Origin of the sequence: Vibrio sp. THAF64 (genome assembly GCF_009363455.1) — a bacterium.
In the GTDB taxonomy this organism is placed as follows: domain Bacteria; phylum Pseudomonadota; class Gammaproteobacteria; order Enterobacterales; family Vibrionaceae; genus Vibrio; species Vibrio coralliilyticus.
Genome location: NZ_CP045355.1, coordinates 300133 through 322341, shown reverse-complemented (window position 1 = coordinate 322341; position 22209 = coordinate 300133). Strand labels below are relative to the sequence as shown.

Sequence of the window (22209 nt, the reverse complement as noted above, 5' to 3'; positions counted from 1 at the left end):
CATAAAAAAACCAGCGCTAATGCGCTGGTTTTTGCAATCATTGATAACAATCAGAATTAAGCTTCGTAAGGGTGAACCTTGATGATTGTTTCGTTACGGTCTGGGCCAGTAGAGATAATATCCACTGGAACACCCGTTAGCTCTTCGATACGTTTGATGTAGTCTAGAGCTGCTTGTGGAAGCGCGTCGATAGACTTAGCACCAAATGTTGTCTCAGACCAACCTGGCATTGTTTCGTAGATTGGCGTTGCTTCTTCGAATGACTCAGCTGCCATTGGAGAAACTTCTAGGATAGCGCCATCTTTCATCTTGTAACCAGTACAGATCTTGATCTCTTTCAGACCATCAAGAACGTCAAGTTTAGTCAGACACATGCCTGTTAGTGAGTTGATTTGGATTGCACGGCGCATTGCCACTGCATCAAACCAACCAGTACGACGTAGACGACCAGTTGTTGCGCCAAACTCGTGGCCAACATCACCTAGGTGTTTACCAACTGGATCTTGCTTGTCTTGACCATCGTAAAGCTCTGTTGGGAAAGGACCTGAACCAACACGAGTACAATACGCTTTAGTGATACCAAGGATGTAACCGATATGACGAGGGCCAAAACCAGAACCTGCAGCAACACCACCAGCCGTCGTGTTAGAAGACGTTACGTATGGATAAGTACCGTGGTCGATATCAAGTAGTGTACCTTGAGCGCCTTCGAACATGATCTTGTCGCCGCGCTTACGTGCTGCGTCTAGTTCGTCGGTTACGTCCATTACCATTGAAGTAAGAAGGTCTGCGTAACCCATGCACTGCTCAAGTACTTCTTCGTAGCTTACTGTTTCTGCTTTGTAGAAGTGCTCCAGCTGGAAGTTATGGAATTCCATCACTTCTTTTAGTTTCTCAGCGAACATTTCTTTATCGAAAAGATCACCAACGCGTAGACCGCGACGAGCCACTTTATCTTCGTAAGCTGGACCGATACCACGACCCGTTGTACCGATAGCTTTCGCGCCACGAGCGATTTCACGTGCGTTGTCGATAGCGATGTGGTACGGAAGAATTAGAGGACAAGCTTCAGAAACGAAAAGACGCTCGCGTACTGGAATACCGCGCTCTTCAAGAGGCTTCATTTCTTTAAGGAGAGCTTCAGGCGATAGTACTACGCCATTACCGATAACACATTTTACGTTATCGCGAAGAATACCTGATGGAATTAAGTGAAGAACGGTTTTTTCACCGTCAATGACTAGAGTGTGACCTGCGTTGTGACCGCCTTGGTAGCGAACCACGTATTTTGCATCTTCAGTTAAAAGGTCTACGATTTTACCTTTACCTTCGTCACCCCATTGGGTGCCCAGAACGACTACGTTATTTCCCATCTTTCCAAGTCTGATTGCTAGTTAAAAATGGATTCTAGCACTGAATCACACTTCTTGCAGTCATTTTTTAATCATAGAAGTGTAATGAAGCACTAACCCTTTGTTAGTGCTACTATTAGGGGTCGTTTTGACCCTACTCATCGGCATAAATCTTCACTAGCAGGCTGCCATCTGCGCCAATGCTCGCTCGGTACATACCACTGCTGTTCATTGCAAAGTGAACACGTCCATCACCGTCAATGGCGATCAGCCCCCCTTCGCCGCCCATGGTCTTCAACTCGCCTTGGATCACAGTCTCGCAGGCCGTATGAACATCTTCCTTGAGATAACGCATCCGTGCTGCCACATCACTCGCGACAGTCTTGCGAATAAAGTATTCCCCCATTCCGGTGGTCGATACCGCCACGTTACCATTTTCGGCAAACGTACCCGCGCCAATGATGGAAGAATCCCCCACTCGACCGTACTTTTTGTTGGTCACACCACCAGTACTGGTGGCTGCCGCTAAATTGCCTTGCTTATCCAGCGCAACAGCACCGACTGTGCCGTATTTCTTGTCATCCGGGTATTTCGACTCGGATAAGGCAAATAGGCCTTTCTCTTTCATCGACTGCAGTTGGTCATAGCGTCGGTCAGTGACGAAGTAATCTTGTTCGGTGTATTGATGGCCCTGCTCAAAGGCAAACTCTTCGGCCCCATCTCCGATCAACAGTACATGGTTACTGTCTGTCATCACGTCACGAGCGAGCTCAATCGGGTTACGAATATGGCGCACGCCTGCAACAGCACCTGCATTAGCCTCTCTGCCGTGCATAACAGAAGCATCCATTTCGACGATTTCCTTGTGCGTTAACACTGAACCTCGGCCAGCGTTAAAGTTGACTGAGTCCTCCAGCACCTTCACCGCAGCAACGACCGCATCTATCGCATCACCACCAAGAGCAAGAACATCATGACCAGCACGAACGGACTTTTCTAAATCGTTGAGAATGTCCGCCTTTAACTCGTCACTCATCTGCTCACGTAAAATTGTTCCTGCGCCGCCATGAATCGCGATTGAAAATGGTTTGCTCACGTCTTACTCCTTTGCAGTGTGCTTTGCTCTCATCACACCTTAGATAAACAAAAAGCGCAAGCTAATCACTTAGCTTGCGCTTTAAAATCAACACCTGAGCACAGTACTCAGGTGGCCTGCTCTCTGTTAGTGAGAACCGCAGCTACCGCCACCACAGCAGCCATCTTTCTTCTCTTCAGCGTGGTCATGGTCACCGCCACAACAGCCACCTTCGTGATCGTGTGCACCAGCTTGGTGAACATGACCATGTTCGATTTCGTCTGCTGTCGCTTCACGTGTTGCAACAACTTCAACGTCAAATGTCAGCGTTTGGCCTGCAAGCATGTGGTTGCCGTCAACCACAACTTCATCACCGTCAACTTCTGTCACTTCTACTGGGATTGGACCTTGGTCTGTATCCGCTAGAAAACGCATGCCCACTTCAATCTGGTCAACACCCTGGAAAACATTCGCTGGTACACGTTGAACAAGCGCGTCGTTATGATCGCCGTACGCTTCTTCTGGAGACACTGTTACTGAAAACTGAGCGCCCGCTTCTTTACCTTCCAGTGCAGTTTCAAGACCTGTGATCAGGTTGTTGTTGCCGTGTAGGTAATCCAGTGGTGCTTCTGCTGTTGACTGATCAACCACTGCGCCATCTTCCAGTTTCACCTGGTAAGCAAGGCTTACTACTACGTTCTTTTCAATTTTCATAATGACTCCAAGGAGATAAAGAAACGGAGCAATTGAATTGCTCCGAATAACAATTTTCTATGTAGGGTATTATGGGGATCAAATAAAGAAACTCAATCAATCCGGCTTAAAAATACCGATCATCTCTTGTTGCGAGTGTTCAGTTTTCTCCACAGACTGCGGTTTACGCTGATCCTGATATTCGCACTCAACACACTCGACTAACTCAATATTATTTTCTATCCACCAGCGTAAGGTGTCTTGCTGAGAACATTTTGGGCAGCTCGCTCCAGCGATAAATCTTTTTTTCATTTGTTCATTCCACAACATAAACCTTCACCAGCATCGAATGTTTACCATGCTCTGGGAAGGTTTGGATTTAATCCCAGAAGTTCTTTGATTGCTGATCTTTTTCCATCTCGCGACCAAAAATTTCTTCCAGTTCTTTTCGGGCTTCTTTGGCTCTCATGGCCAATTGCTTGTCTTCGTGATGCTGAGGCAATAGTTCTTTCAACATCGCGTTATCTAATTTTCTAAAGTGCGCTTCGGCTCGCTTGGCCTGATATGGGTGCATACCGAGCTCGGTTAACGCTTGACGGCCTAGGTCCAACGCCCCAAGGAAAGTTTCCCTTGAGTAGTTATCTACCCCGTGGCTCAGAAGCTGATAGGCTTCAACCCGACTTCGTGCCCGCGCCAGTAATTTAAGATGCGGGAAATGGTACTGACACAAATCGACGATCTTCATGATCTCATCCGGCGAGTCGGTACAGATCACCATAGCTTCCGCTTTATCCGCTCCAGCAGCGCGCAGTAAGTCTAGCTGCGTGGCATCACCATAAAATACCTTGTAACCATACTTCCTAAGTAATTGGATTTGACTGGCGTCACTTTCAAGTACCGTCACGCGAATTTTGTTGGCGTACATCAGTCGGCCAACAATCTGACCAAAACGACCAAATCCGGCAATAATCACTCTTGGTTCACGGTTAACCACATCAGTGCGTAACGCTCCTGATTCATCAAAGTTCAAACCACGGGCATACCACTTACTTTGCGCCATCAATAACAGCGGAGTGGTGACCATAGACAAACTCACCACAACCAGTAGGAAAGCGGTTTGTTCCTGTGCCAATAAACCTTCCGCGCTTGCGGCGGTAAAAATTACAAACGCGAACTCACCACCCTGACTAAGAATGGCCGCCATCTTACTACGAGCTTTGGGTTTACTGCCTGCCAAGCGGGCTAAGAAGTAAAGAATGACCGCCTTGACAGCCACTAGCCCGAACACCGCCATCAGTACATTCCATGGCTCCAGTGCGAGCAAGCCTAAGTTCACCGCCATACCGACCGCAATAAAGAATAAACCTAGGAGTAGCCCTTTGAACGGCTCGATGGCAATTTCCAGCTCATGACGATACTCACTCTCTGCAAGGAGGACACCAGCAAGGAAAGTCCCTAGTGCCATAGAGAGACCAAGTTGCTGCATTAGCAGCGCAATTCCAATGACCAATAACAACGCAGCAACGGTAAACAGCTCGCGAACACCGCTAAGGACTACATAGCGAAACAGTGGGCGAAGTAAAAAGTGACCGCCGACCAGAAGGCCAATCACACCACCAAGCATCCACATCGCATCGAGCCAATCGCCTGCCGTATTCCCTGCCAGCACAGGCAAAATCGCCAGCATCGGAATCACCGCAATATCTTGGAAAAGCAACACGGCAAACCCTGACTGACCCGCTTCGCTCCCTGCCAGACCTCGCTCTTCAATCACTTTCAGCGCAATGGCGGTCGATGACAGCGCCAGCCCCATACCGATGACTAAGCTGGTTTGCCAACTGACTCCGGCGAGATTGGTTACACTCGCCAGCACGGCGGTGGTAATCACAACCTGTGCCCCGCCAAGCCCGAGAATTGGCCCTTTCATTTGCAACAGCTTTTTGGGATTCAGTTCGAGACCAATCAGGAAGAGCAGTAGAACCACACCAAATTCTGCAAAGTGAAGAATCGCTTCTACATCGCTAATAAGGCCTAGCCCCCATGGACCGATAGTAATACCAGCCAGCAGATAACCAAGTACAGACCCCAGTCCAAGACGCTGAGCCAATGGTACTGCCACTACTGCCGCGGTAAGAAAGATAACGCTGCTCTGAAGAAAATCATTTTCAAGTGCCATGAATTTCTCCTGAGGTTGAAGTCATAGTCGGGTTGAGCAGCCACTGGCGGTACTTCTCAGCGTGCTGGTAGCGGTCCATATCGGAGACATTTCGTGCCCAGTAGAGCACCAAAGGCTCAATCCACGCCATCTGGCACAAGGCTGCTGTTAGCTCAAACGGCTGCAAAATTTCTGACAATGGATACTTGTTGTAACCTTCACTGCCAAAGGCATCTTCGTTACCACCCGTAGTAATCACGCTACGCCAATGTTTGCCTTTTAGTGCTTCACCCTTACCATAAGCAAACCCCTTACCGAGCACTCGATCCATCCACTCTTTAAGTAATGCAGGACAAGAATACATGTACAAAGGGTGCTGAAAAACGATCACCTCATGATCCAGCAAACGCTGCTGCTCCGCGTCCACATCAATAAAAAAGTCGGGGTAATGCGCATAGAGATCATGCACAGTGACGTGATCAAGCGCGGTTATCTTCTTGATCATGACTTGGTTTGCGACAGAGCTTTGCGATTCAGGGTGAGCATAAATCACCAGCACTTTCGGTTTTTCAGGCGACTCAGTATTTAAATCGTTTACAGCCATTCCGTAAGCAGCCATCCTTTTGTTTTCAATACCTAAGTAGGCGTTAGGTACAATTTTATCGTTATCGGTTTGTTATACGTTGTTGTTAAGCATAACGCAATGATCGACATTTTATCTCATTCCCCCTACTATTCGACGCGACACGAGCAAGAATAAAGCACAAGATTATGATTACCTTTTCTGACATCCAGCTGCTACGTGGCGGCAAGCCACTACTGGATCAAACCTCAGCAACCATTCACCCGGGCGACAAAGTCGGTCTAGTCGGTAAAAACGGCTGTGGTAAATCTACCCTGTTTGCATTAATTAAAGACGAATTATCGATTGATGCAGGCAACTTCAGCAAACCTTCACATTGGGAGCTCGCTTGGGTTGCGCAGGAAACGCCGGCACTGGAACGTCCAGCACTGGAATACGTCATTGATGGTGATCGAGAATACCGCGCATTAGAAGCTCAGCTTCTTCAAGCAGAACAAGCGGATAACGGCACACTGGTGGCTGAACTGCATGGCAAGATTGAGACAATCGGCGGGTACAGTATTCGTGCTCGCGCTGCTGAGCTGCTTGATGGCTTAGGTTTCAGTCAGGAGCAGATGAGCTGGAACCTGACTCAGTTCTCTGGTGGTTGGCGCATGCGTCTCAACCTTGCTCAAGCACTTTTATGTCGCTCAGACTTACTACTGCTCGATGAGCCGACCAACCACTTAGACCTAGATGCGGTTATGTGGCTAGAGCGCTGGCTGCAAAACTACCCGGGGACACTGGTGTTGATCTCACACGATCGCGACTTCCTTGACCCGATCGTTGGTCGGATTATTCATATCGAGAACCAGCAGATGAACGAGTACACTGGTAACTACTCGTCATTCGAAGATCAGCGTGCGCAAAAACTGATCCTGCAACAAGCGCAGTATCAAAAGCAGCAGAAACAAATGGCGCACATGCAGAAGTATATCGACCGTTTCCGCTACAAAGCTTCCAAAGCGCGTCAGGCACAAAGCCGAATTAAAGCGTTAGATCGTTTGGAAAAGGTATTACCTGCTCAATTTGATAACCCATTCAGTTTCGAATTTCGCGATCCTGATTCGCTACCCAATCCCATAATCATGATGGATGAGGTGTCTGCGGGGTATGGTGACAACCTTATCTTGGAAAAAATTCGCCTCAATCTGGTTCCGGGGAGCCGTATTGGTCTGCTTGGCCGAAATGGTGCTGGTAAATCTACGCTGATTAAACTGCTGTCAGGTGAGCTCAACAGTCAAGGAGGCGATCTGACTTACTCGCAAGGGGTTAAGATTGGTTACTTCGCTCAGCACCAACTCGAAACCTTGCACCCTGAGGAAACGCCTCTCCAGCATATGATGCAAATCGCGCCGGATAAGAATGAACTGGAATTGCGTAATTACCTCGGCAGTTTCGGCTTTCAAGGTGATAAAGCATTAGAGAAAGTGGCGCCTTTCTCAGGGGGAGAAAAAGCACGCTTAGTGTTGGCACTGATCGTATGGCAAAAGCCCAACTTGCTGCTGCTCGATGAACCGACCAACCACTTAGACTTGGACATGCGTCAGGCCCTGACTCTCGCACTGCAAACATTTGAAGGGGCGATGGTGATTGTCTCGCACGACCGTTATCTCCTGCGCGCCACAACCGATGATCTTTATTTGGTCCATGATCGTCAGGTAGCACCATTCGATGGCGACCTGAACGATTACTATAAATGGCTGACAGAGCAGCAAAAAGCAGAGCGCCGTGAAGCACAATCTGCCCAGCCAGAAAAGAGCAGCACCCATAGCGCGGCTGCCAAGAAAGAGCAAAAACGCCGCGAAGCAGAATTTCGTAAACAAACCGCTCCGATTCGCAAGACATTGACCAAATTGGAAGCTCAGATGGAAACTTTGGGCACTCAATTAGCGGAAGCAGAGACGCAATTATCTGATAACTCACTGTATGAAGCGGAAAATAAAGCTAAACTTAATCAGGTATTAACCGCCCAGAGCCAAGCCAAAACCGAACTGGAAGACATCGAAATGGAGTGGATGGCACTGCAAGAAGATCTGGAGCAGATGGAACAGGAGTTTACTAGCCAATGAGCTCAAAGCACGTATCAGTATCGCTAACCCTAGAACGCTTATGGCAGTTCAGTCTGCAATATTACAGTGTTCGAGAAGTGAAAGATGCGTGCCTCAATTTACAAAACCAGTTCAAAGGTAATGTTAACCTGCTGCTGCTACTCAAATGGCTTGATGAGCAGCAGGCTGCCTTTCTCGATGAAGACTGGCATAAAGTCGAAGAGTGTCTAGGTCGTTCAGAAACCCTGTTACACAGCTATCGAGACCTACGTCGTAAACTCAAATCCCATGTAACGGATACCCTCTACAGAGAATCCTTACAGTTCGAATTACAACTTGAAAAGCAACAGCAGTCTGATCTGGTCGACTGCATAAACAGTATAGAATTACAGACGAATCAAGCTGAACCGCTGACGTTGAGATATTGTCGTCAGCTTGGCGGAGAACATTTGCACGACGTTTTTGCCCATTCCATCGATGACCTCACCCACTGATAGGCGTTCTTATGACTCAATTTATTGCTGCCAAAGGATTAGCCAATCCTCATCTGCAAACTCTGGCGCCGCGTTTTATTCGTAAGAAAGCGCTGTTTGAACCGCTTTGGCAAACGCTCAGCACACCGGATGGTGATTTTCTCGATCTGGCTTGGAGTGAAGACTGGCAAACCGAGCAAGCTAAGAAAAAGCCTGTGTTTGTCTTGTTTCATGGACTAGAAGGCTGCTTTTACAGTCCTTACGCGAATGGTTTGATGCACGCCTTTTCTCAACATGGCTGGCTGTCCGTGATGATGCATTTTCGCGGCTGCAGCGGTAAGCCTAACCATCGTGCACGAGCGTATCATTCAGGTGAAGTAGAAGATGCACGTTTCTTCCTTGAGCAGCTAAATCAACAGCTACCGAATCAAACTAAAGTCGCGGTAGGAATTTCTCTTGGTGGCAACATGCTGGCTAACTATCTGGCGCAATATAATCAAGAGCCCCTACTTTCTGCAGCGACCATCGTCTCGGCGCCGCTCGATCTATCAGCCTGTTCAGAGCGTATCGAGAAAGGCTTTTCCAAGGTGTACAAAACATACCTGCTCTCATCTTTGAAGAAAAATGCTCTGCGTAAACATCACCTAATTAAAGGCGAGCTCGATGTCTCTTACCAGAGCATTAAGCGTGTCACTAAGCTGTTTGAATTTGACGACTTAATTACCGCTCCTTTACATGGCTTTAAAGACGCACAGGATTACTATCAAAGGTGCTCCGGTATTCATCGACTCAAAGACATTCGCATACCGACACAAATCATTCATGCCAAAGACGACCCTTTCATGACGGATGCCGTCATCCCTAAATACGTCTTGCCATATAACATAGACTACCGACTGTTCGAGCAAGGTGGTCATGTCGGATTTTTAACGGGCAGTGCTCTCAAACCAAGATTCTGGTTAGAAGAAGCGTTACCTGCCTACTATCAAAGTCTGGCGGTTTCTGGATAATAGCCCACCAACTTTCGACCATAAAAGACAGAGGTATTTATGATCGTCCCATGGCAACAAATTGATCCAGAGACACTGGAAAACCTGATTCGTGAATTCGTTCTGCGTGAAGGCACTGACTACGGTGAGATGGAAATTTCCCTGCAAGATAAAGTCGATCAGATTAAGGCTCAGCTTGAATCCGGTGAAGCCGTTGTGGTGTTCTCTGAGCTTCACGAAACTGTCGATATCCAGCTCAAACAAAAGTTCTAACTTTAAAACACAGCATACCGTGCCCTTGCATTAAAGCGTGTTATAGTGACATGCAACAAGGGACAGTTATTTACAGACAAGGTTTGTCATGTCAGCAAAACATCCGATCATTGCCGTCACTGGTTCATCTGGTGCAGGTACTACCACGACATCTGAAGCATTCCGCAAAATGTTCAACATGATGAGCGTTAAGCCCGCTTGGGTAGAAGGTGATAGTTTTCACCGTTTTACTCGCCCAGAGATGGACGTTGAAATTCGTAAGGCCCGTGAACAGGGTCGTCACATTAGTTACTTTGGCCCGCAGGCAAACGACTTCCCAGCGCTTGCTGAATTTTTCCGTAAATACGGTAACGAAGGAACCGGGCAAGTACGCCGTTATCTGCACACGTTTGATGAAGCCGTACCGTACAACCAGATGCCGGGAACCTTTACGCCTTGGCAAGAACTACCAGAGAACTCCGATGTACTGTTTTATGAAGGTCTGCACGGTGGCGTAGTTGATGGCGATGTTAACGTGGCTCAGCATGTCGACTTTCTGATTGGCATGGTACCCATTGTTAACTTGGAATGGATACAAAAGTTCGTTCGAGATACCCGAGATCGTGGTCACTCTCGTGAGGCCGTGATGGATTCTATTGTCCGTTCGATGGACGACTACCTTAACTATATCACTCCCCAGTTCTCGCGAACTCATATCAACTTCCAGCGCGTTCCAACAGTCGACACATCTAACCCACTCAACGCCAAAGGCATACCGAGCCTAGATGAAAGCTTTGTCGTGATTCGCCTGCGCGGAATTAAGAACGTCGATTTCCCTTACCTACTGGCAATGATTGATGGTTCGTTTATGTCTCGCCACAACACGCTCGTGGTACCGGGCGGCAAAATGAGTTTCGCGGTCGAGTTGATTGTTCGCCCGATCTTGCAACAGTTAATCGAAACCGGAAAAATTGGCTAAGACTCGCGTTATAAACACGATTACTTTTCATACCGTGATCATGTGCACATTTTTGCGTACAAAATCGTAAGGTGTACCCGATTAAAATCAAGAAATCGATTTCAAAAAAAGATACTATTTGAAACCGAAACAAAGATGGCTTGCAGCATTTGAAAAGTGCTCTTATCCTAGTAGGTCTTGATTCAAGGCTTAGCTAAAACATGGAAAGCAGCAAGCGTACCCTGCAGAGGAAGTGAGATATTATGGTTCTAGGTAAACCTCAAACCGATCCAACATTAGAGTGGTTCCTTTCACACTGTCATATTCATAAGTACCCGTCAAAAAGCACGCTGATCCACGCGGGCGAAAAAGCAGAGACTCTTTACTACATTGTTAAAGGTTCTGTTGCAGTACTTATCAAAGACGAAGAAGGTAAGGAAATGATCCTTTCTTACCTAAACCAAGGTGACTTTATCGGTGAACTTGGTTTATTCGAAGAAGACCAAGAGCGTACGGCATGGGTTCGTGCGAAATCTCCTTGTGAAGTAGCAGAAATTTCATTCAAGAAATTCCGTCAGCTAATCCAAGTTAACCCTGACATCCTAATGCGCCTGTCTGCACAAATGGCAAGCCGTCTACAGGTAACCAGTCAGAAAGTGGGTGACTTGGCATTCCTAGACGTAACAGGCCGCATCGCGCAAACACTGCTTAACCTGGCAAAACAGCCAGATGCAATGACACACCCAGACGGCATGCAGATCAAGATCACTCGTCAGGAAATCGGTCAGATTGTTGGCTGTTCTCGTGAAACAGTAGGTCGTATCTTGAAGATGCTAGAAGAGCAGAACCTAATTTCTGCCCATGGTAAGACAATCGTTGTTTACGGAACTCGTTAATTTCGATTAACCGCTAAAATTTTAAAAGCCACCAATGGAAACATTGGTGGCTTTTTTGTTTATATCGGATCCAGGAACCGGAAAGGACTTCTCGACTCCATCGGGAGAGAAGCCCGTTCTCGTCTATCTTATCCGTTAGTACTTTCGAAAATCTTGTCAGCAGAAGCAGCAACGAATCCTGGGTAAAGTTCACCGTTACTCATTGGGTAACGCTTAGCAAACTCATAGAAGCCACCAGGAACCATCTCAGTCCCTTCAGTGAAGGTCACTGGTACTTTATCCGCCATGGTAGAAGATTGCTCAAGCAGCACGTCCGGCGAGCCTTTCACTTCACCGCCTGATTCATTGATCGTAAAGCCAGCTTCACGTAGGTGGTCATTAACACCTTTCACTTCTTCAAAAGCGTCCAGCTGATTCACGCTAACCGTAAAGTGGTTAGCACCGTAGCCGTGTGCTGCTAGCCAAGAAGCGTATTCACTCTCTTTTGCCAGCAACTGGTAATCAGCAAAACTCAGATCCCATAAACGCCCACCAGACAAGAACTCATGACCTTTTAGCTTATCGGTGTCCAATTGCTCAACCAGCTTGGCAACGATGGCCTGAAGCTCTGGAGAACACTCGTTCACTTTTAGCTCACTGATAAAAACTTTTGGCTGTTTCGGGTCTGGATGCTCAAAGTGCTTCGCCACTAACTTCTTACTTTCGAACTCGTAATCACCGCACGGCTTATAGCCAGCGTCGATAAACGGTTTGGCCAGTGTCTCAATCCCCAAAGGTGCGACATTAAATGTACGCAGCGCAATGTGGTCATTGATCAATGGCTCATTTTCCTGAAGCAGATGGTGAACTTTATCAGCAGAGGGACATAAGCGTTGAATATAGTCATTCCATAACGACTGGAATAAAACTTGTGGCGTCATAACGCCTCCTTGTTTGGGTTTGTCTACGTTAACGGAGTTATATTTATTGTTTATTTGATTTTATAAATGAGGCTATCTGACCAAATTTGTCCAGAAATCTGATCAGATAGCCTTCAACCTGTGACGTTTAAAAACCTCCCCAAAAAGAGAGGTGGTAAGGGAAACCCTTAAAATATTTTTATAACTCAACACCCGGGCTCAATGTAGCAGGTAGTAGAGTTTCCCCACCTTCCATTGATGCCATTGGGTATGCGCAGTAATCTGCTGCGTAGTAAGCACTTGGGCGTAGGTTACCCGAAGCACCTGGGCCACCGAATGGTGCATCACCGCTTGCGCCAGTTAGCTGACGGTTGCGATTGACGATGCCAGCACGAATGTGGTCAACAAAGTAATCCCACTCGCTATCATCGGTTGAAACCAGACCTGCCGACAAGCCGAAGCGCGTATCGTTTGCCAGTTCAACTGCTTTCTCCAAGCCTTGGTAACGCACCACTTGTAGTAGTGGCCCAAAGTACTCTTCATCTGGCAGATCAGCGATTGGCGTCACATCAATGATGCCCGGAGAAACAAATGCCGCTTCACCCGCTTTCGCTTCTAGCAAGCTCACACCGCCAAGGCTTTGCAAGTTTGTTTGCGCATTAAGAATAAAGTCAGCCGCTGCTTTAGAAATCTGAGGCCCCATAAATGGCGCAGGTTCAGCAAATGGCTGATCAACACGAATCTTTTGAGTTGCTTGAACGAGTTTGCTGACCAGCTGGTCGCCTTTCTCACCAACAGGCACGTACAGGCGACGGGCACAAGTACAACGTTGACCTGCACTGATGAAAGCAGACTGAATAATGGTATACACAGTTGCATCCAGCTCGCCGTAGTTTTCAGAGATCACCATCGGGTTGTTGCCGCCCATTTCTAGCGCCAACATTTTACCCGGCTGCCCTGCAAACTGACGGTGCAGGATATGACCAGTGTTTGCACTACCCGTGAACAATACGCCATCAATGCCTTTCGAATCTGCCAGCGCAACACCGGTTTCCTTCGCGCCCTGAACAAGGTTGATTACGCCTGCTGGTAAGCCCGCTTGCTGCCATAGTTTCATCGCGAACTCGCCGGTGAGTGGCGTTTGCTCTGAAGGCTTAAACACGACCGTGTTACCAGCAAGCAGTGCCGGAACAATGTGGCCATTTGGCAAATGACCTGGGAAGTTATAAGGGCCGAATACCGCCATTACACCCAAAGGGCGGTGACGCAGAACAATCTGGTTGCCTGCCGCTTCTCGCGTCGCTTCACCGGTACGGTCATGGTAAGCACGGATAGAGATCGCAATCTTACCAGCCATAGCTGCTGCTTCAGTGCGCGTTTCCCAGATTGGTTTTCCGGTTTCTTTCGCGATAATTTCAGCGATTTGCTCGCTGTTCTCTTTTACTTTCTCAGCAAACGCCAGCACCACAGCTTCGCGCTCAGCGTAAGTCAGCTTTTTCCAGCTCAAGAAAGCGTTTCGAGCAGCGCTCACTGCCGATTCAACCTGCGCAGGTGACGCACTGTCACCCTGCCAGATCACTTCATTGTTGTATGGGCTGATCGAGTTCATCGATTCGCCCTGACCCGCAAGCCACTCGCCTGCAATCCAATGTGTCATGATTCTATTCCTTTCGATTACTGAGCCAGCATGCGAACGTATTCGCCTTCATTCACTTCCAGTGCTTTAGCAACATCAGGTGCCAGAATCACAGATTCAGAGGCCTGGTCATATGCGGCTTTAGCTGCCACGGCACGGAAGTTTTCAAACGACGTGTTTGAGATAAGGTAATCTTGCGAACTGGTGTGCTCAGCAATGGTGATTTTCGCGCGGAATGAGTGGCGGACCGACTCAATATTACGCACATCACACTCTACCGACGGGCCGCCATCAAAGATGTCGACGTAGTTACGGCAAGTGAAGCCTTCTTTCTCAAGCAAGCGCAATGCAGGCTTGGTATTTTCATGTACCTGACCAATCACCGCCTGAGCTTCTTTGCTCAGTAAGTTGATATAAATTGGTAGCTTAGGCATTAGGTCGGCGATAAAGCCTTTCTTACCGATACCCGTCAGGTAATCAGCCATAGTGAAATCAATCGAGAAGAAATGCTCTTGCAGCCATTGCCAGAATGGTGAGTTACCTTCTTCATCTGACACGCCACGCATTTCAGCAAATACCGTTTCTGAGAAACGATGCGGGTGTTCCGCCATCATCAAGAAACGACACTTCGACATTAGGCGACCATTCAGTCCGCCACGGAAATTCGGGCGCAAGAACAAGGTACAGATTTCACTACAACCCGTGTAGTTATTGCCAAATGTAAGCAGCTTAACCACATTATTCACCCCCAATTTTGGCGATGAATGTACAATAGTGCTGATGTGGTAAGAATAAAATGGCACATCCCAGCCAATCGAAGCTTCAATACCAGTACAACCAGCGACTTCGCCAGTCTCACTGTCGAAACCGACCATCAGATAACCTTCGTCACCAGGTTCAGTCACTTCGTTTTTGGCAAAGCTGTACTCAGAATGAGTAATACGATTGGTCAACAGTTCTTCGTTAACCGGAAGAGATGTGAATCCGTGACCCGATTCAACCGCACAGGTGTGCAGCGCATCGTAGTCCGACATTGCTATAGGGCGAACAACCAGCATCGATACTCCCTCCAGATGCAGGATACCAATGCTATCGGTCATCTATTCGTTGTTGCTGGCTAAAATCGCTAATCACTACGTTGTAGCTTTTGAAGTTAGGCCCGCTCGCTTGCTGTAAGCTACGCCTTGTTCTAAGCAATTTTTCCTGCGCAACTATCCAAACACATGACCGATAGCACTGGTATTGGGAGAACTGTTGCAATACAGCTCTCCCAGTTTGTTTATTTATTATTTAACTAGAGTGGCTAGTGCTTTATCTAGTTTTGCTAATCCTTCTGCGATTTCTTCTTTGGTGATAACCAGTGAAGGCGTAAAGCGAACTACATTCGCGCCTGCCACTAACACCATCAGACCTTCTTTACCTGCTGCAACCAGTACGTCACGCGCACGGCCTTGCCACTCATCGTTAAGCGCAGCGCCTAAAAGAAGGCCTTTGCCGCGAACTTCCGCGAACATGTTGTACTTATCATTAAGTTTAGCTAAACCGTCACGGAACAGAGCTTCGCGCTCTGCAACGCCAGCCAGAGTTTCTGGTGCGCTTACAATGTCGACGACCGCTTCTGCAACTGCACACGCAAGTGGGTTACCACCGTACGTTGAACCATGAGTGCCCACTTTCAGGTGCTTAGACAGTTCAGTTGTAGTTAGCATTGCACCGATAGGGAAACCGCCACCGAGCGATTTTGCGGTGCTTAGGATATCTGGTGTGACACCCAGACCTTGATAAGCGTAGAAGTGCCCCGTACGGCCGTTACCTGTCTGAACTTCATCAAAGATAAGCAGTGCATTGTGCTTGTCACACAGTTCACGAACGGTTTGAACAAACTCATCTGTTGGAGAGATGATACCGCCTTCACCCTGAAGAGGTTCCATCATGATGGCACAAGTACGGTCAGAGATGTGTGCACGTAGCGCTTCCACATCATTGTACGGCAGGTGAGTGACATCACCAGGTTTAGGACCAAAACCATCAGAGTAAGCCGCTTGGCCACCAACCGTTACCGTAAAGAAAGTACGACCGTGGAAGCCTTGTTTGAAAGCGATGATTTCAGATTTCTCAGGGCCAAACTGGTCAGCTGCGTAACGACGCGCCAGTTTCAGAGCTGCTTCGTTTGCTTCTGCACCTGAGTTAGCGAAGAACACTTTTTCTGCAAAGCTCACGTCTGTCAGCTTCTTCGCTAGGCGAAGTGCAGGTTCGTTTGTCATGACATTACTTAGATGCCATAGTTTTTGGCCTTGCTCCGTCAGAGCATTAACCATTGCAGGGTGACAATGACCCAGACAGCTCACGGCGATACCACCAGCAAAGTCGATATACTCTTTGCCTTCCTGATCCCAAACACGAGCGCCTTCGCCCTTGACTGGAACCATTTCCATTGGGTTATAACAAGGTACCATCACCTCATCAAACAAACCGCGTTCTACTTTATTTTCGACTGTCATTGCACATTCCCTCTCGATACCGCATGCCAGGTAATTTTTGCATCCTTGCTTTCATTAAACGAAAGCACATATTGTTTTGCATTTAAGCAATTGCGGCATTGTATTTACATTTAATTAACCATTTCAATAGTGAATTATTCTTTTTACTTCACTGCTGAAAGTCTGTTCTGCATTAGCTTTGAGTATTTATGCATTAAGCCACTGCTTTTATGAAGCAATATATTCTTATAACAAAGATAAGCTGTAGTTAAGCATAGTAATAACAAGGGCGGAGAGTTAGGCAGGACAACGCCTGCGAATAGTTTTTCACATAATATCCGCACGCAAGAATATGAAAGAAATGTTAAAAAAAGTGATCCCAGTCAGGATTTATTGAGGTAATAAAAGAGGGTTAGCGACGTAAAAAGTTGGCAAGTAGATCATGCCCTTGCTCAGTTTTGATCGATTCTGGGTGAAATTGCACCGCATCAATAGGCAAGGTTTTGTGCTGATAGCCCATGATTTCATCCATCGAGCCATCTTCGAGCTCCGTCCAAGCGGTGAGCTCAAAACACTCTGGTAACGTGCCGTTTTGAACCACCAGTGAATGATAGCGCGTTACTGTGAGAGGGTTATTCAAGCCTGCAAAGACGCTGCGGCCACTGTGTCGAATTGGGGATGTTTTCCCGTGCATCACCTGACGAGCACGCACCACTTCACCGCCAAATACCTGAGCAATCGCCTGATGGCCTAAGCACACACCAAGTATCGGCAGTTTACCTGCAAAGTGTTCAATCACCTCTAGAGTGACCCCTGCTTCATTAGGTGTACACGGCCCCGGAGAGATCACCAGATGGCTAGGTTTCATCGCTTCAATCGCCGCAATGTCTGTTTCATCGTTACGCACGACTTTTACCTCTGCACCCAACTCGCAAAAGTATTGGTACAGGTTGTAAGTAAAAGAGTCGTAGTTATCGATGATTAACAGCATGGGTCTGGATTGGTGTTGATAAAATTGCTTGTCAGGGGCGGTATTGTGCAATACCAAGACGGAAAGGCAAGCAATAACTCCGCAAACGATAAAAATAACGCCAGCATAAGCTGGCGTTATGGGTTTACAGTCATATGGGCTAGCGCTCTATTTTAATGTAAGCAGCGTTCTTACAATCATCCCCAGCATAGTTATGAACCGTTACTTTGGCGCCCATAGAAAATGCGGTCAGCGCAGGCGAATAGGCACGCCTGTGCACTTCGGAAGAGGTAGTTGCATTACGTGGAAATAGTCTTGTGGTACTTCCACATACACCTGTACCACCTTTCACTGATACTGCAAAACTATCGGTATTGCTGCTTGTATTGGCAATAGATTTATAGTTGAACCTTCGGCAATAAAAGCACCTGATGCCAAAGCAAAGTTAGACGATGAAACAAGGGCTAAGAATGTGATTCCGCGTATTATCATTACTCTCCCAAGATTCCAACATAATTAGGACCAGGAGCACTTCCATAATGAGGCAGATTGCTACAAGTATATTGATCAGTGTTGTAGTAAGTCGCTATAGTTTTTCCTGTTGATTGCGCAGTCAGTAATACGCTGAGCATGCCTTGGCATGCTTCAGGGCTGACTCCTTTCCAGTGCTTTTCAATATTACACATCACGGTGTATGTACCCCTATATGAGGTCGCTACGTTAATATCACCATTAGCATACTGCAGAATATGCTTGATGGTGCCATGGCAACTAATAGCAGCCATTGAGGGCGTACTAAATAGAATTGCTGCCAGTAGGAGTATTTTTTTCATCAGTGTTTCCTGTCTTGTAAGTGATTATCTCAGTGGCCCACGGCAATATTGGACCTGTACGGTGTTCGTCCCACAGCCACTTTCAACAACACAAGCCACCGCCTTATTTTCCTTTGACATATGCATCAACCATGAATACATGGCATAGAAATGTGGCGCATTCATATCAAAACTAAAATAACGTGGTGTTTTTCCTGCACACGTACCATGAGTACCGTTTCCATTGATTAAAAACGTTCCTTGGGTTCCTAAATGAACATATTGAGGAACCCCCATGGCAATCCAGTCTCCATTTTTACTGGCATTAGTAGCTAACACTTGGAATGAAAAGAGAAAGAGTGAAGTTAAAATTAGAAGTCGTTTCATTTTGCATTGTGTCCTACTGGAGTAATGGCGGGTTACCAAGGGTGATGTATCTTGCTTTACAGTGACCAGAGCCAGAGTATTTAACAGAATCGTCAAAAGAGACCGACACCTCTTTACCTGCCATAAACGCACCTAAAATCATTGAATAAGCAGAACTGTCGGTCGCCGCAAATAACACCGTATTGCTAGGGGTCCATATACTACATGTCCCTGCCTTATCTACACCTTTTAACGTAAACCAAAACGCTGGCGGTCTCCAAGAGGAGATCACATCGCCATCATGGGTGCGTATATATTCAATTTCTCCTTTTACAAACCCTTTCTCTGCACTGGCTGGTATGGAGACAAACAATAAAGGAAGTAGGATCAGAATTAATTTTTTCATATAAAGTCCTGGTGAGCTCATAAAGTGAAATGGCGAATTAAGGGCGCTCGGTGTGTCCCTGATGCTTCACAAACGTCCCAGTAACTTATTGTCACAGGTATTTTCGCAACTCGCGCGGCAAGTGCAACACTCAAAACATGGTCAAACAAAGGGTTGCGAGAGTCGATAATAAATCGATTAGAGTGCACTGCACATGATGGTTTTTCAGACATGTCAGTCGGAATGTTAATTAATAGCTCAGTATAAGACACGCTTGATGGAGAAGTACTAGACTGCGGGTACACGACAATACTCGATATTTCTGTTTTAATGTTATAAATAGACGCGGCATAAGCACTACTACAACCAATAAGTGCAAAGCAGAACCAGTATAATTTATAGCGTATTTTCATTTTATTTACCTTAATTATAAAATAGTCAGATACTGTAACTTGCAATACCCATTGTCAGGGAAGAGGATAGAATCATCTAACGTAACCATGACTTTCTTATTTGCCATTTTTGCAGATAACAACATCGTCAATGCTGTTTCGTTGTTTTCTGGAATTGAAATTGCGTAAGTGCCAGAAGCATAAGATTTACAGTTAGGCTTTGTTTCTGGGTTGACGATTTCAAACCAAGTGTGTTTTCGCCATAATGGAGCTAATGAATTAGAGGCTTCATGATATCGAATTTGGCCAATATCCCCAGTTATATCGAATCGAGCCGCATTAGCTGGTGCAGAGAGAATTAACATCACTAAAGCGGTAAAAACTTTAATATTCATATTTTTAACCTAGCCTTTCTTGATAAAAATAATTTGGAGTACGCGTTAATAAATAACCATATAGTCGAGCTGGCAATCGTTGGAGCCTTCAACAATGCGGGCATATACCTGTTTCTCTGATGAGTGTTAAAAATTAAATATGCCCACGTCTTGATTTAACGCTCATTTTATATACAAAACCATTTATATATCAATCTTCATATATCAAATTACCGTCATGAGAAATCTTATCAATACTATAAGTTTGAAGTGCTTTGTTTTTACTTTCATTCACCAAACCATTATTAAATCGATAGACAACTTCTACTTCCTTATTATAGTATTTCCCACCTGGAGAAAATAAAACCTCACCATCAACAAATCCATATACCACAAGATTTAAATTGGAATCGCCACTAATTTTTAATCGTATTGTATGACCATCACCACCACGACCATAATTCTCCGTAATTTTGATTGGTGTTAATACTCCTTCAACATTTACAAGGTCTTGCTCAGGGCCACACCCTGTTATAATAAGTATGATTAAGTACAATAAAGGCCTCATAAGTAAGGATCCTGATATACTACCTTGCCCTTATATTCTATTTTACCAACAATATAAGTTTTAGTGATTGACTCATAACTAGGAATAGGATCACCGCTGATAAAGTAGGATACTGAAACATCTTTATTATAATAGTTTCCTCTTTTACTAAAAAGATCCCACCCAATTCTAAAACCATGTGTCACCAGCTTAATTTCAAGATTAGAGCTTATAGAATATACTACCCTAAGGCCAGTACCTCTTCCTTTCTTACTTTTCATTTCAACAGGGGTTAATACCCCATCAATTTTAACGATTGATTCTTTAGCTCCACAGCCATAAATAAAAACCAAAGTGAACAGAAATAATATACTTTTCATTTTCTCAAACCACTATTTTCTGCATACCTATCGAATCAATTAAAGTTGCATAAAAAGGAAAAATCTTTATTCTACACTGACCGCTAGCTCACTATACTTTGTAACCATAAACAATCCTGATAAATATCTATCAGATTTGTTTCAATCGACCTTTTCAATAATGTTAAAATTCAGTAAATCCGCATTTGAACCTATCAAATAGTATAATAATCCCGATAAGAAAAACAAAAGGAAAAAACGAGCGAAAGAACTAAAGAAACGTGCTCTGTCATAAAATAAACAGTAAAAACTTTTAATAAAGAAAAACACACCAGAAAAGAAAACCAGCATGTTTAAGATCACTAAACCAAAGCCAATAAAGTTTATAAGGTTTTCTTCTAACATAAATAAGTTCCACTTACAGAGTTATACTAATTAGGTGGCCAAAGTAAGAAAGAATAATGTCTCGCTCTCGCCATCAATATAAAATGGTGCTAACCCATTTGACCAAGACTGAGGCTGACAATTATCACCAACGCTTGTGACCCCTTCGAGGGTAATCCATGACGCATTGTCCCAACTACTACCACCTGAATAAGGTTCTGCATGAGATTTAAACTCAACAATCTTCTTACCTTCGATGATTGATGAATAAGCGAAGGATGATGTGAGTGCCAACAGGATGGGAAGTATATATTTCATAAACATTTTAATACCATAGGTAGCGCTTGTTAATTATAAGTTTTAATTACAAGTATTGTTATCTATCTGGAGGTTTAAATTAAATCCAAAGGAAAATTTAAATTACTCCCTGAATCCAGATCATATATCTTTCGTAATACCTAATTATCTTAAACTTTTCTGTCTGCTAACTTGGCTACTAACGCGCATAAACCACGCTAAATATTTTACATACAGGGGCAGTAGTCCCCGACCATCGTTGGTCTTCATAGGCAAATATTGATATTGGCGTATTGGCTTGGTAGGCCGCAAGTAACATACTTAAAATCGATTCATAACCAGGGCTGACTTTATCTATAAAGTATCCAGTGCTACATTGCTGACCATTAGTTTCCATACTAATAAAAACATCCCCATGAACAGAATAAGCTTGTATTCTTTTAATCAACCCAGTTGGTGATTCTTCTGTTGCGCTTACACCGAAGCTAAGCAGTAGAATAAGAAAGGTAAAATATTTTTTCATTGTTAGTCCTTTAGTATTAGTCAAGGTAAACTAGTTAATCAGTTTTACTCAATGATTCGGGATAATTCGTTAGTTTTATCAACTAATTATTGAAATGAAATTAATTGAGAATAATTATCTTCGTAACGTCACTATTTAAAACGTATTCATAAGAGTAAAAAAGTAGTAAAAGTGCTATTTTTATTTGCAATAATTTTTATGCTAACCCATTTGACCACGGCTGAGGCTGACAATCATCACCAACACTTGTGATCCCTTCGAGGGTGATC

At 45.4% G+C, this 22209-nt stretch carries 27 protein-coding genes; 6 read left to right on the top strand and 21 right to left on the bottom strand.

The genetic code is table 11. The annotated features are described in order from the left end of the window. Positions 1-56 precede the first annotated feature (56 nt). The 6 genes from FIU99_RS01410 to kefG form a co-directional block, all read right to left on the bottom strand. Positions 57-1373: an adenylosuccinate synthase gene (locus FIU99_RS01410; RefSeq protein ID WP_006963225.1), complete on the bottom strand. Its 1317-nt coding sequence runs from the start codon at positions 1371-1373 to the stop codon at positions 57-59. Between the two features lie 133 nt (positions 1374-1506). Continuing rightward, positions 1507-2448 (bottom strand): isoaspartyl peptidase/L-asparaginase family protein, encoded by a 942-nt coding sequence (locus FIU99_RS01405; RefSeq protein ID WP_006963226.1) that lies wholly within the window; start codon positions 2446-2448, stop codon positions 1507-1509. 126 nt (positions 2449-2574) lie between these two features. Then, positions 2575-3141, bottom strand: a complete 567-nt coding sequence (gene slyD / locus FIU99_RS01400; RefSeq protein ID WP_006963227.1) for a peptidylprolyl isomerase — start codon at positions 3139-3141, stop codon at positions 2575-2577. Positions 3142-3237: 96 nt separating this feature from the next. Next, positions 3238-3432 (bottom strand): YheV family putative zinc ribbon protein, encoded by a 195-nt coding sequence (locus FIU99_RS01395; protein WP_029236219.1) that lies wholly within the window; start codon positions 3430-3432, stop codon positions 3238-3240. Positions 3433-3499: 67 nt separating this feature from the next. Further along, entirely contained in the window at positions 3500-5296 is a 1797-nt protein-coding gene (gene kefB, locus FIU99_RS01390) for a glutathione-regulated potassium-efflux system protein KefB (RefSeq protein ID WP_006963229.1), read from the bottom strand. Further along, on the bottom strand, positions 5286-5879 hold the full coding sequence (kefG, locus tag FIU99_RS01385; RefSeq protein ID WP_006963230.1) for a glutathione-regulated potassium-efflux system ancillary protein KefG: 594 nt from the start codon (positions 5877-5879) through the stop codon (positions 5286-5288). The genes kefB and kefG overlap by 11 nt, the downstream gene beginning before the upstream one ends. Positions 5880-6046: 167 nt before the next feature. Between kefG and FIU99_RS01380 the strand changes: the two genes are divergently transcribed. The 6 genes from FIU99_RS01380 to crp all read left to right on the top strand — a co-directional run bounded on the left by FIU99_RS01380 (position 6047) and on the right by crp (position 11516). Next, complete coding sequence (locus FIU99_RS01380) at positions 6047-7969, top strand: ABC transporter ATP-binding protein (RefSeq protein WP_006963231.1); 1923 nt, start codon at positions 6047-6049, stop codon at positions 7967-7969. Next, positions 7966-8442 (top strand): TIGR02444 family protein, encoded by a 477-nt coding sequence (locus tag FIU99_RS01375; RefSeq protein WP_006963232.1) that lies wholly within the window; start codon positions 7966-7968, stop codon positions 8440-8442. Before FIU99_RS01380 ends, FIU99_RS01375 begins: the two co-directional genes overlap by 4 nt. Before the next feature lie 11 nt (positions 8443-8453). Further along, entirely contained in the window at positions 8454-9431 is a 978-nt protein-coding gene (locus FIU99_RS01370) for a hydrolase (RefSeq protein ID WP_006963233.1), read from the top strand. A 39-nt stretch (positions 9432-9470) separates the two neighbouring features. Then, entirely contained in the window at positions 9471-9683 is a 213-nt protein-coding gene (locus FIU99_RS01365; protein ID WP_006963234.1) for a YheU family protein, read from the top strand. Positions 9684-9771: 88 nt separating this feature from the next. Beyond that, the gene (locus FIU99_RS01360) at positions 9772-10641 is read left to right on the top strand and encodes a phosphoribulokinase (protein ID WP_152471950.1); all 870 of its coding nucleotides are present in this window, start codon (positions 9772-9774) and stop codon (positions 10639-10641) included. A 242-nt stretch (positions 10642-10883) separates the two neighbouring features. Next, positions 10884-11516, top strand: a complete 633-nt coding sequence (gene crp / locus FIU99_RS01355; protein ID WP_004410522.1) for a cAMP-activated global transcriptional regulator CRP — start codon at positions 10884-10886, stop codon at positions 11514-11516. A gap of 128 nt (positions 11517-11644) precedes the next feature. Here crp and FIU99_RS01350 read toward each other — a convergent pair whose 3' ends face one another. The 15 genes from FIU99_RS01350 to FIU99_RS01285 all read right to left on the bottom strand — a co-directional run bounded on the left by FIU99_RS01350 (position 11645) and on the right by FIU99_RS01285 (position 21940). Next, positions 11645-12436: a DUF1338 domain-containing protein gene (locus FIU99_RS01350; protein ID WP_006963236.1), complete on the bottom strand. Its 792-nt coding sequence runs from the start codon at positions 12434-12436 to the stop codon at positions 11645-11647. 178 nt (positions 12437-12614) lie between these two features. Beyond that, positions 12615-14072 (bottom strand): succinylglutamate-semialdehyde dehydrogenase, encoded by a 1458-nt coding sequence (gene astD, locus FIU99_RS01345; RefSeq protein ID WP_006963237.1) that lies wholly within the window; start codon positions 14070-14072, stop codon positions 12615-12617. Between the two features lie 17 nt (positions 14073-14089). Beyond that, entirely contained in the window at positions 14090-15109 is a 1020-nt protein-coding gene (gene astA, locus FIU99_RS01340; protein WP_006963238.1) for an arginine N-succinyltransferase, read from the bottom strand. A gap of 228 nt (positions 15110-15337) precedes the next feature. Then, on the bottom strand, positions 15338-16552 hold the full coding sequence (locus FIU99_RS01335) for an aspartate aminotransferase family protein (RefSeq protein WP_006963239.1): 1215 nt from the start codon (positions 16550-16552) through the stop codon (positions 15338-15340). Positions 16553-16943: 391 nt separating this feature from the next. Continuing rightward, entirely contained in the window at positions 16944-17522 is a 579-nt protein-coding gene (locus tag FIU99_RS01330; RefSeq protein WP_006963240.1) for an aminodeoxychorismate/anthranilate synthase component II, read from the bottom strand. A gap of 139 nt (positions 17523-17661) precedes the next feature. Further along, positions 17662-17895, bottom strand: a complete 234-nt coding sequence (locus FIU99_RS27725; protein WP_353056635.1) for a DUF5992 family protein — start codon at positions 17893-17895, stop codon at positions 17662-17664. Between the two features lie 97 nt (positions 17896-17992). After that, positions 17993-18334: a hypothetical protein gene (locus FIU99_RS01325; RefSeq protein WP_039952702.1), complete on the bottom strand. Its 342-nt coding sequence runs from the start codon at positions 18332-18334 to the stop codon at positions 17993-17995. A 24-nt stretch (positions 18335-18358) separates the two neighbouring features. Beyond that, a complete protein-coding gene (locus FIU99_RS01320) occupies positions 18359-18700 on the bottom strand; it encodes a hypothetical protein (RefSeq protein WP_039952705.1) in 342 nt (113 codons plus the stop codon). Between the two features lie 13 nt (positions 18701-18713). Next, positions 18714-19085, bottom strand: a complete 372-nt coding sequence (locus FIU99_RS01315) for a hypothetical protein (RefSeq protein ID WP_039952706.1) — start codon at positions 19083-19085, stop codon at positions 18714-18716. A 17-nt stretch (positions 19086-19102) separates the two neighbouring features. Beyond that, on the bottom strand, positions 19103-19477 hold the full coding sequence (locus FIU99_RS01310) for a hypothetical protein (RefSeq protein ID WP_039952708.1): 375 nt from the start codon (positions 19475-19477) through the stop codon (positions 19103-19105). 14 nt (positions 19478-19491) lie between these two features. Beyond that, positions 19492-19851: a hypothetical protein gene (locus FIU99_RS01305; protein WP_006963243.1), complete on the bottom strand. Its 360-nt coding sequence runs from the start codon at positions 19849-19851 to the stop codon at positions 19492-19494. A gap of 190 nt (positions 19852-20041) precedes the next feature. After that, positions 20042-20398, bottom strand: coding sequence for a hypothetical protein (locus FIU99_RS01300; protein WP_039952710.1), 357 nt, complete (start codon positions 20396-20398; stop codon positions 20042-20044). Next, the gene (locus FIU99_RS01295) at positions 20395-20757 is read right to left on the bottom strand and encodes a hypothetical protein (protein WP_039952712.1); all 363 of its coding nucleotides are present in this window, start codon (positions 20755-20757) and stop codon (positions 20395-20397) included. The genes FIU99_RS01300 and FIU99_RS01295 overlap by 4 nt, the downstream gene beginning before the upstream one ends. Positions 20758-21171: 414 nt before the next feature. Then, positions 21172-21444 carry a hypothetical protein gene (locus tag FIU99_RS01290; protein WP_039952715.1) on the bottom strand — a complete coding sequence of 91 codons (273 nt, stop codon included), beginning with the start codon at positions 21442-21444 and terminating at the stop codon, positions 21172-21174. A 172-nt stretch (positions 21445-21616) separates the two neighbouring features. Further along, positions 21617-21940 (bottom strand): hypothetical protein, encoded by a 324-nt coding sequence (locus FIU99_RS01285; RefSeq protein WP_039952717.1) that lies wholly within the window; start codon positions 21938-21940, stop codon positions 21617-21619. Positions 21941-22209: the final 269 nt, after the last annotated feature.

Coding starts and splice junctions, on each gene's coding strand:
- FIU99_RS01350 (WP_006963236.1), bottom strand. CDS start 12,436: ATGACGCCACAAGTTTTATTCCAGTCGTTATGGAATGACTATATTCAA.
- FIU99_RS01365 (WP_006963234.1), top strand. CDS start 9,471: ATGATCGTCCCATGGCAACAAATTGATCCAGAGACACTGGAAAACCTG.
- FIU99_RS01285 (WP_039952717.1), bottom strand. CDS start 21,940: ATGAAAAAATATTTTACCTTTCTTATTCTACTGCTTAGCTTCGGTGTA.
- slyD (WP_006963227.1), bottom strand. CDS start 3,141: ATGAAAATTGAAAAGAACGTAGTAGTAAGCCTTGCTTACCAGGTGAAA.
- FIU99_RS01300 (WP_039952710.1), bottom strand. CDS start 20,398: ATGAGGCCTTTATTGTACTTAATCATACTTATTATAACAGGGTGTGGC.
- FIU99_RS01335 (WP_006963239.1), bottom strand. CDS start 16,552: ATGACAGTCGAAAATAAAGTAGAACGCGGTTTGTTTGATGAGGTGATG.
- FIU99_RS01370 (WP_006963233.1), top strand. CDS start 8,454: ATGACTCAATTTATTGCTGCCAAAGGATTAGCCAATCCTCATCTGCAA.
- FIU99_RS01410 (WP_006963225.1), bottom strand. CDS start 1,373: ATGGGAAATAACGTAGTCGTTCTGGGCACCCAATGGGGTGACGAAGGT.
- crp (WP_004410522.1), top strand. CDS start 10,884: ATGGTTCTAGGTAAACCTCAAACCGATCCAACATTAGAGTGGTTCCTT.
- FIU99_RS01295 (WP_039952712.1), bottom strand. CDS start 20,757: ATGAAAAGTATATTATTTCTGTTCACTTTGGTTTTTATTTATGGCTGT.
- FIU99_RS01315 (WP_039952706.1), bottom strand. CDS start 19,085: ATGAAAAAATTAATTCTGATCCTACTTCCTTTATTGTTTGTCTCCATA.
- kefG (WP_006963230.1), bottom strand. CDS start 5,879: ATGGCTGTAAACGATTTAAATACTGAGTCGCCTGAAAAACCGAAAGTG.
- FIU99_RS01320 (WP_039952705.1), bottom strand. CDS start 18,700: ATGAAACGACTTCTAATTTTAACTTCACTCTTTCTCTTTTCATTCCAA.
- FIU99_RS01290 (WP_039952715.1), bottom strand. CDS start 21,444: ATGTTTATGAAATATATACTTCCCATCCTGTTGGCACTCACATCATCC.
- kefB (WP_006963229.1), bottom strand. CDS start 5,296: ATGGCACTTGAAAATGATTTTCTTCAGAGCAGCGTTATCTTTCTTACC.
- FIU99_RS01395 (WP_029236219.1), bottom strand. CDS start 3,432: ATGAAAAAAAGATTTATCGCTGGAGCGAGCTGCCCAAAATGTTCTCAG.
- astD (WP_006963237.1), bottom strand. CDS start 14,072: ATGACACATTGGATTGCAGGCGAGTGGCTTGCGGGTCAGGGCGAATCG.
- astA (WP_006963238.1), bottom strand. CDS start 15,109: ATGCTGGTTGTTCGCCCTATAGCAATGTCGGACTACGATGCGCTGCAC.
- FIU99_RS01380 (WP_006963231.1), top strand. CDS start 6,047: ATGATTACCTTTTCTGACATCCAGCTGCTACGTGGCGGCAAGCCACTA.
- FIU99_RS01375 (WP_006963232.1), top strand. CDS start 7,966: ATGAGCTCAAAGCACGTATCAGTATCGCTAACCCTAGAACGCTTATGG.
- FIU99_RS01325 (WP_039952702.1), bottom strand. CDS start 18,334: ATGAAAAAAATACTCCTACTGGCAGCAATTCTATTTAGTACGCCCTCA.
- FIU99_RS01360 (WP_152471950.1), top strand. CDS start 9,772: ATGTCAGCAAAACATCCGATCATTGCCGTCACTGGTTCATCTGGTGCA.
- FIU99_RS01310 (WP_039952708.1), bottom strand. CDS start 19,477: ATGAAAATACGCTATAAATTATACTGGTTCTGCTTTGCACTTATTGGT.
- FIU99_RS01330 (WP_006963240.1), bottom strand. CDS start 17,522: ATGCTGTTAATCATCGATAACTACGACTCTTTTACTTACAACCTGTAC.
- FIU99_RS01305 (WP_006963243.1), bottom strand. CDS start 19,851: ATGAATATTAAAGTTTTTACCGCTTTAGTGATGTTAATTCTCTCTGCA.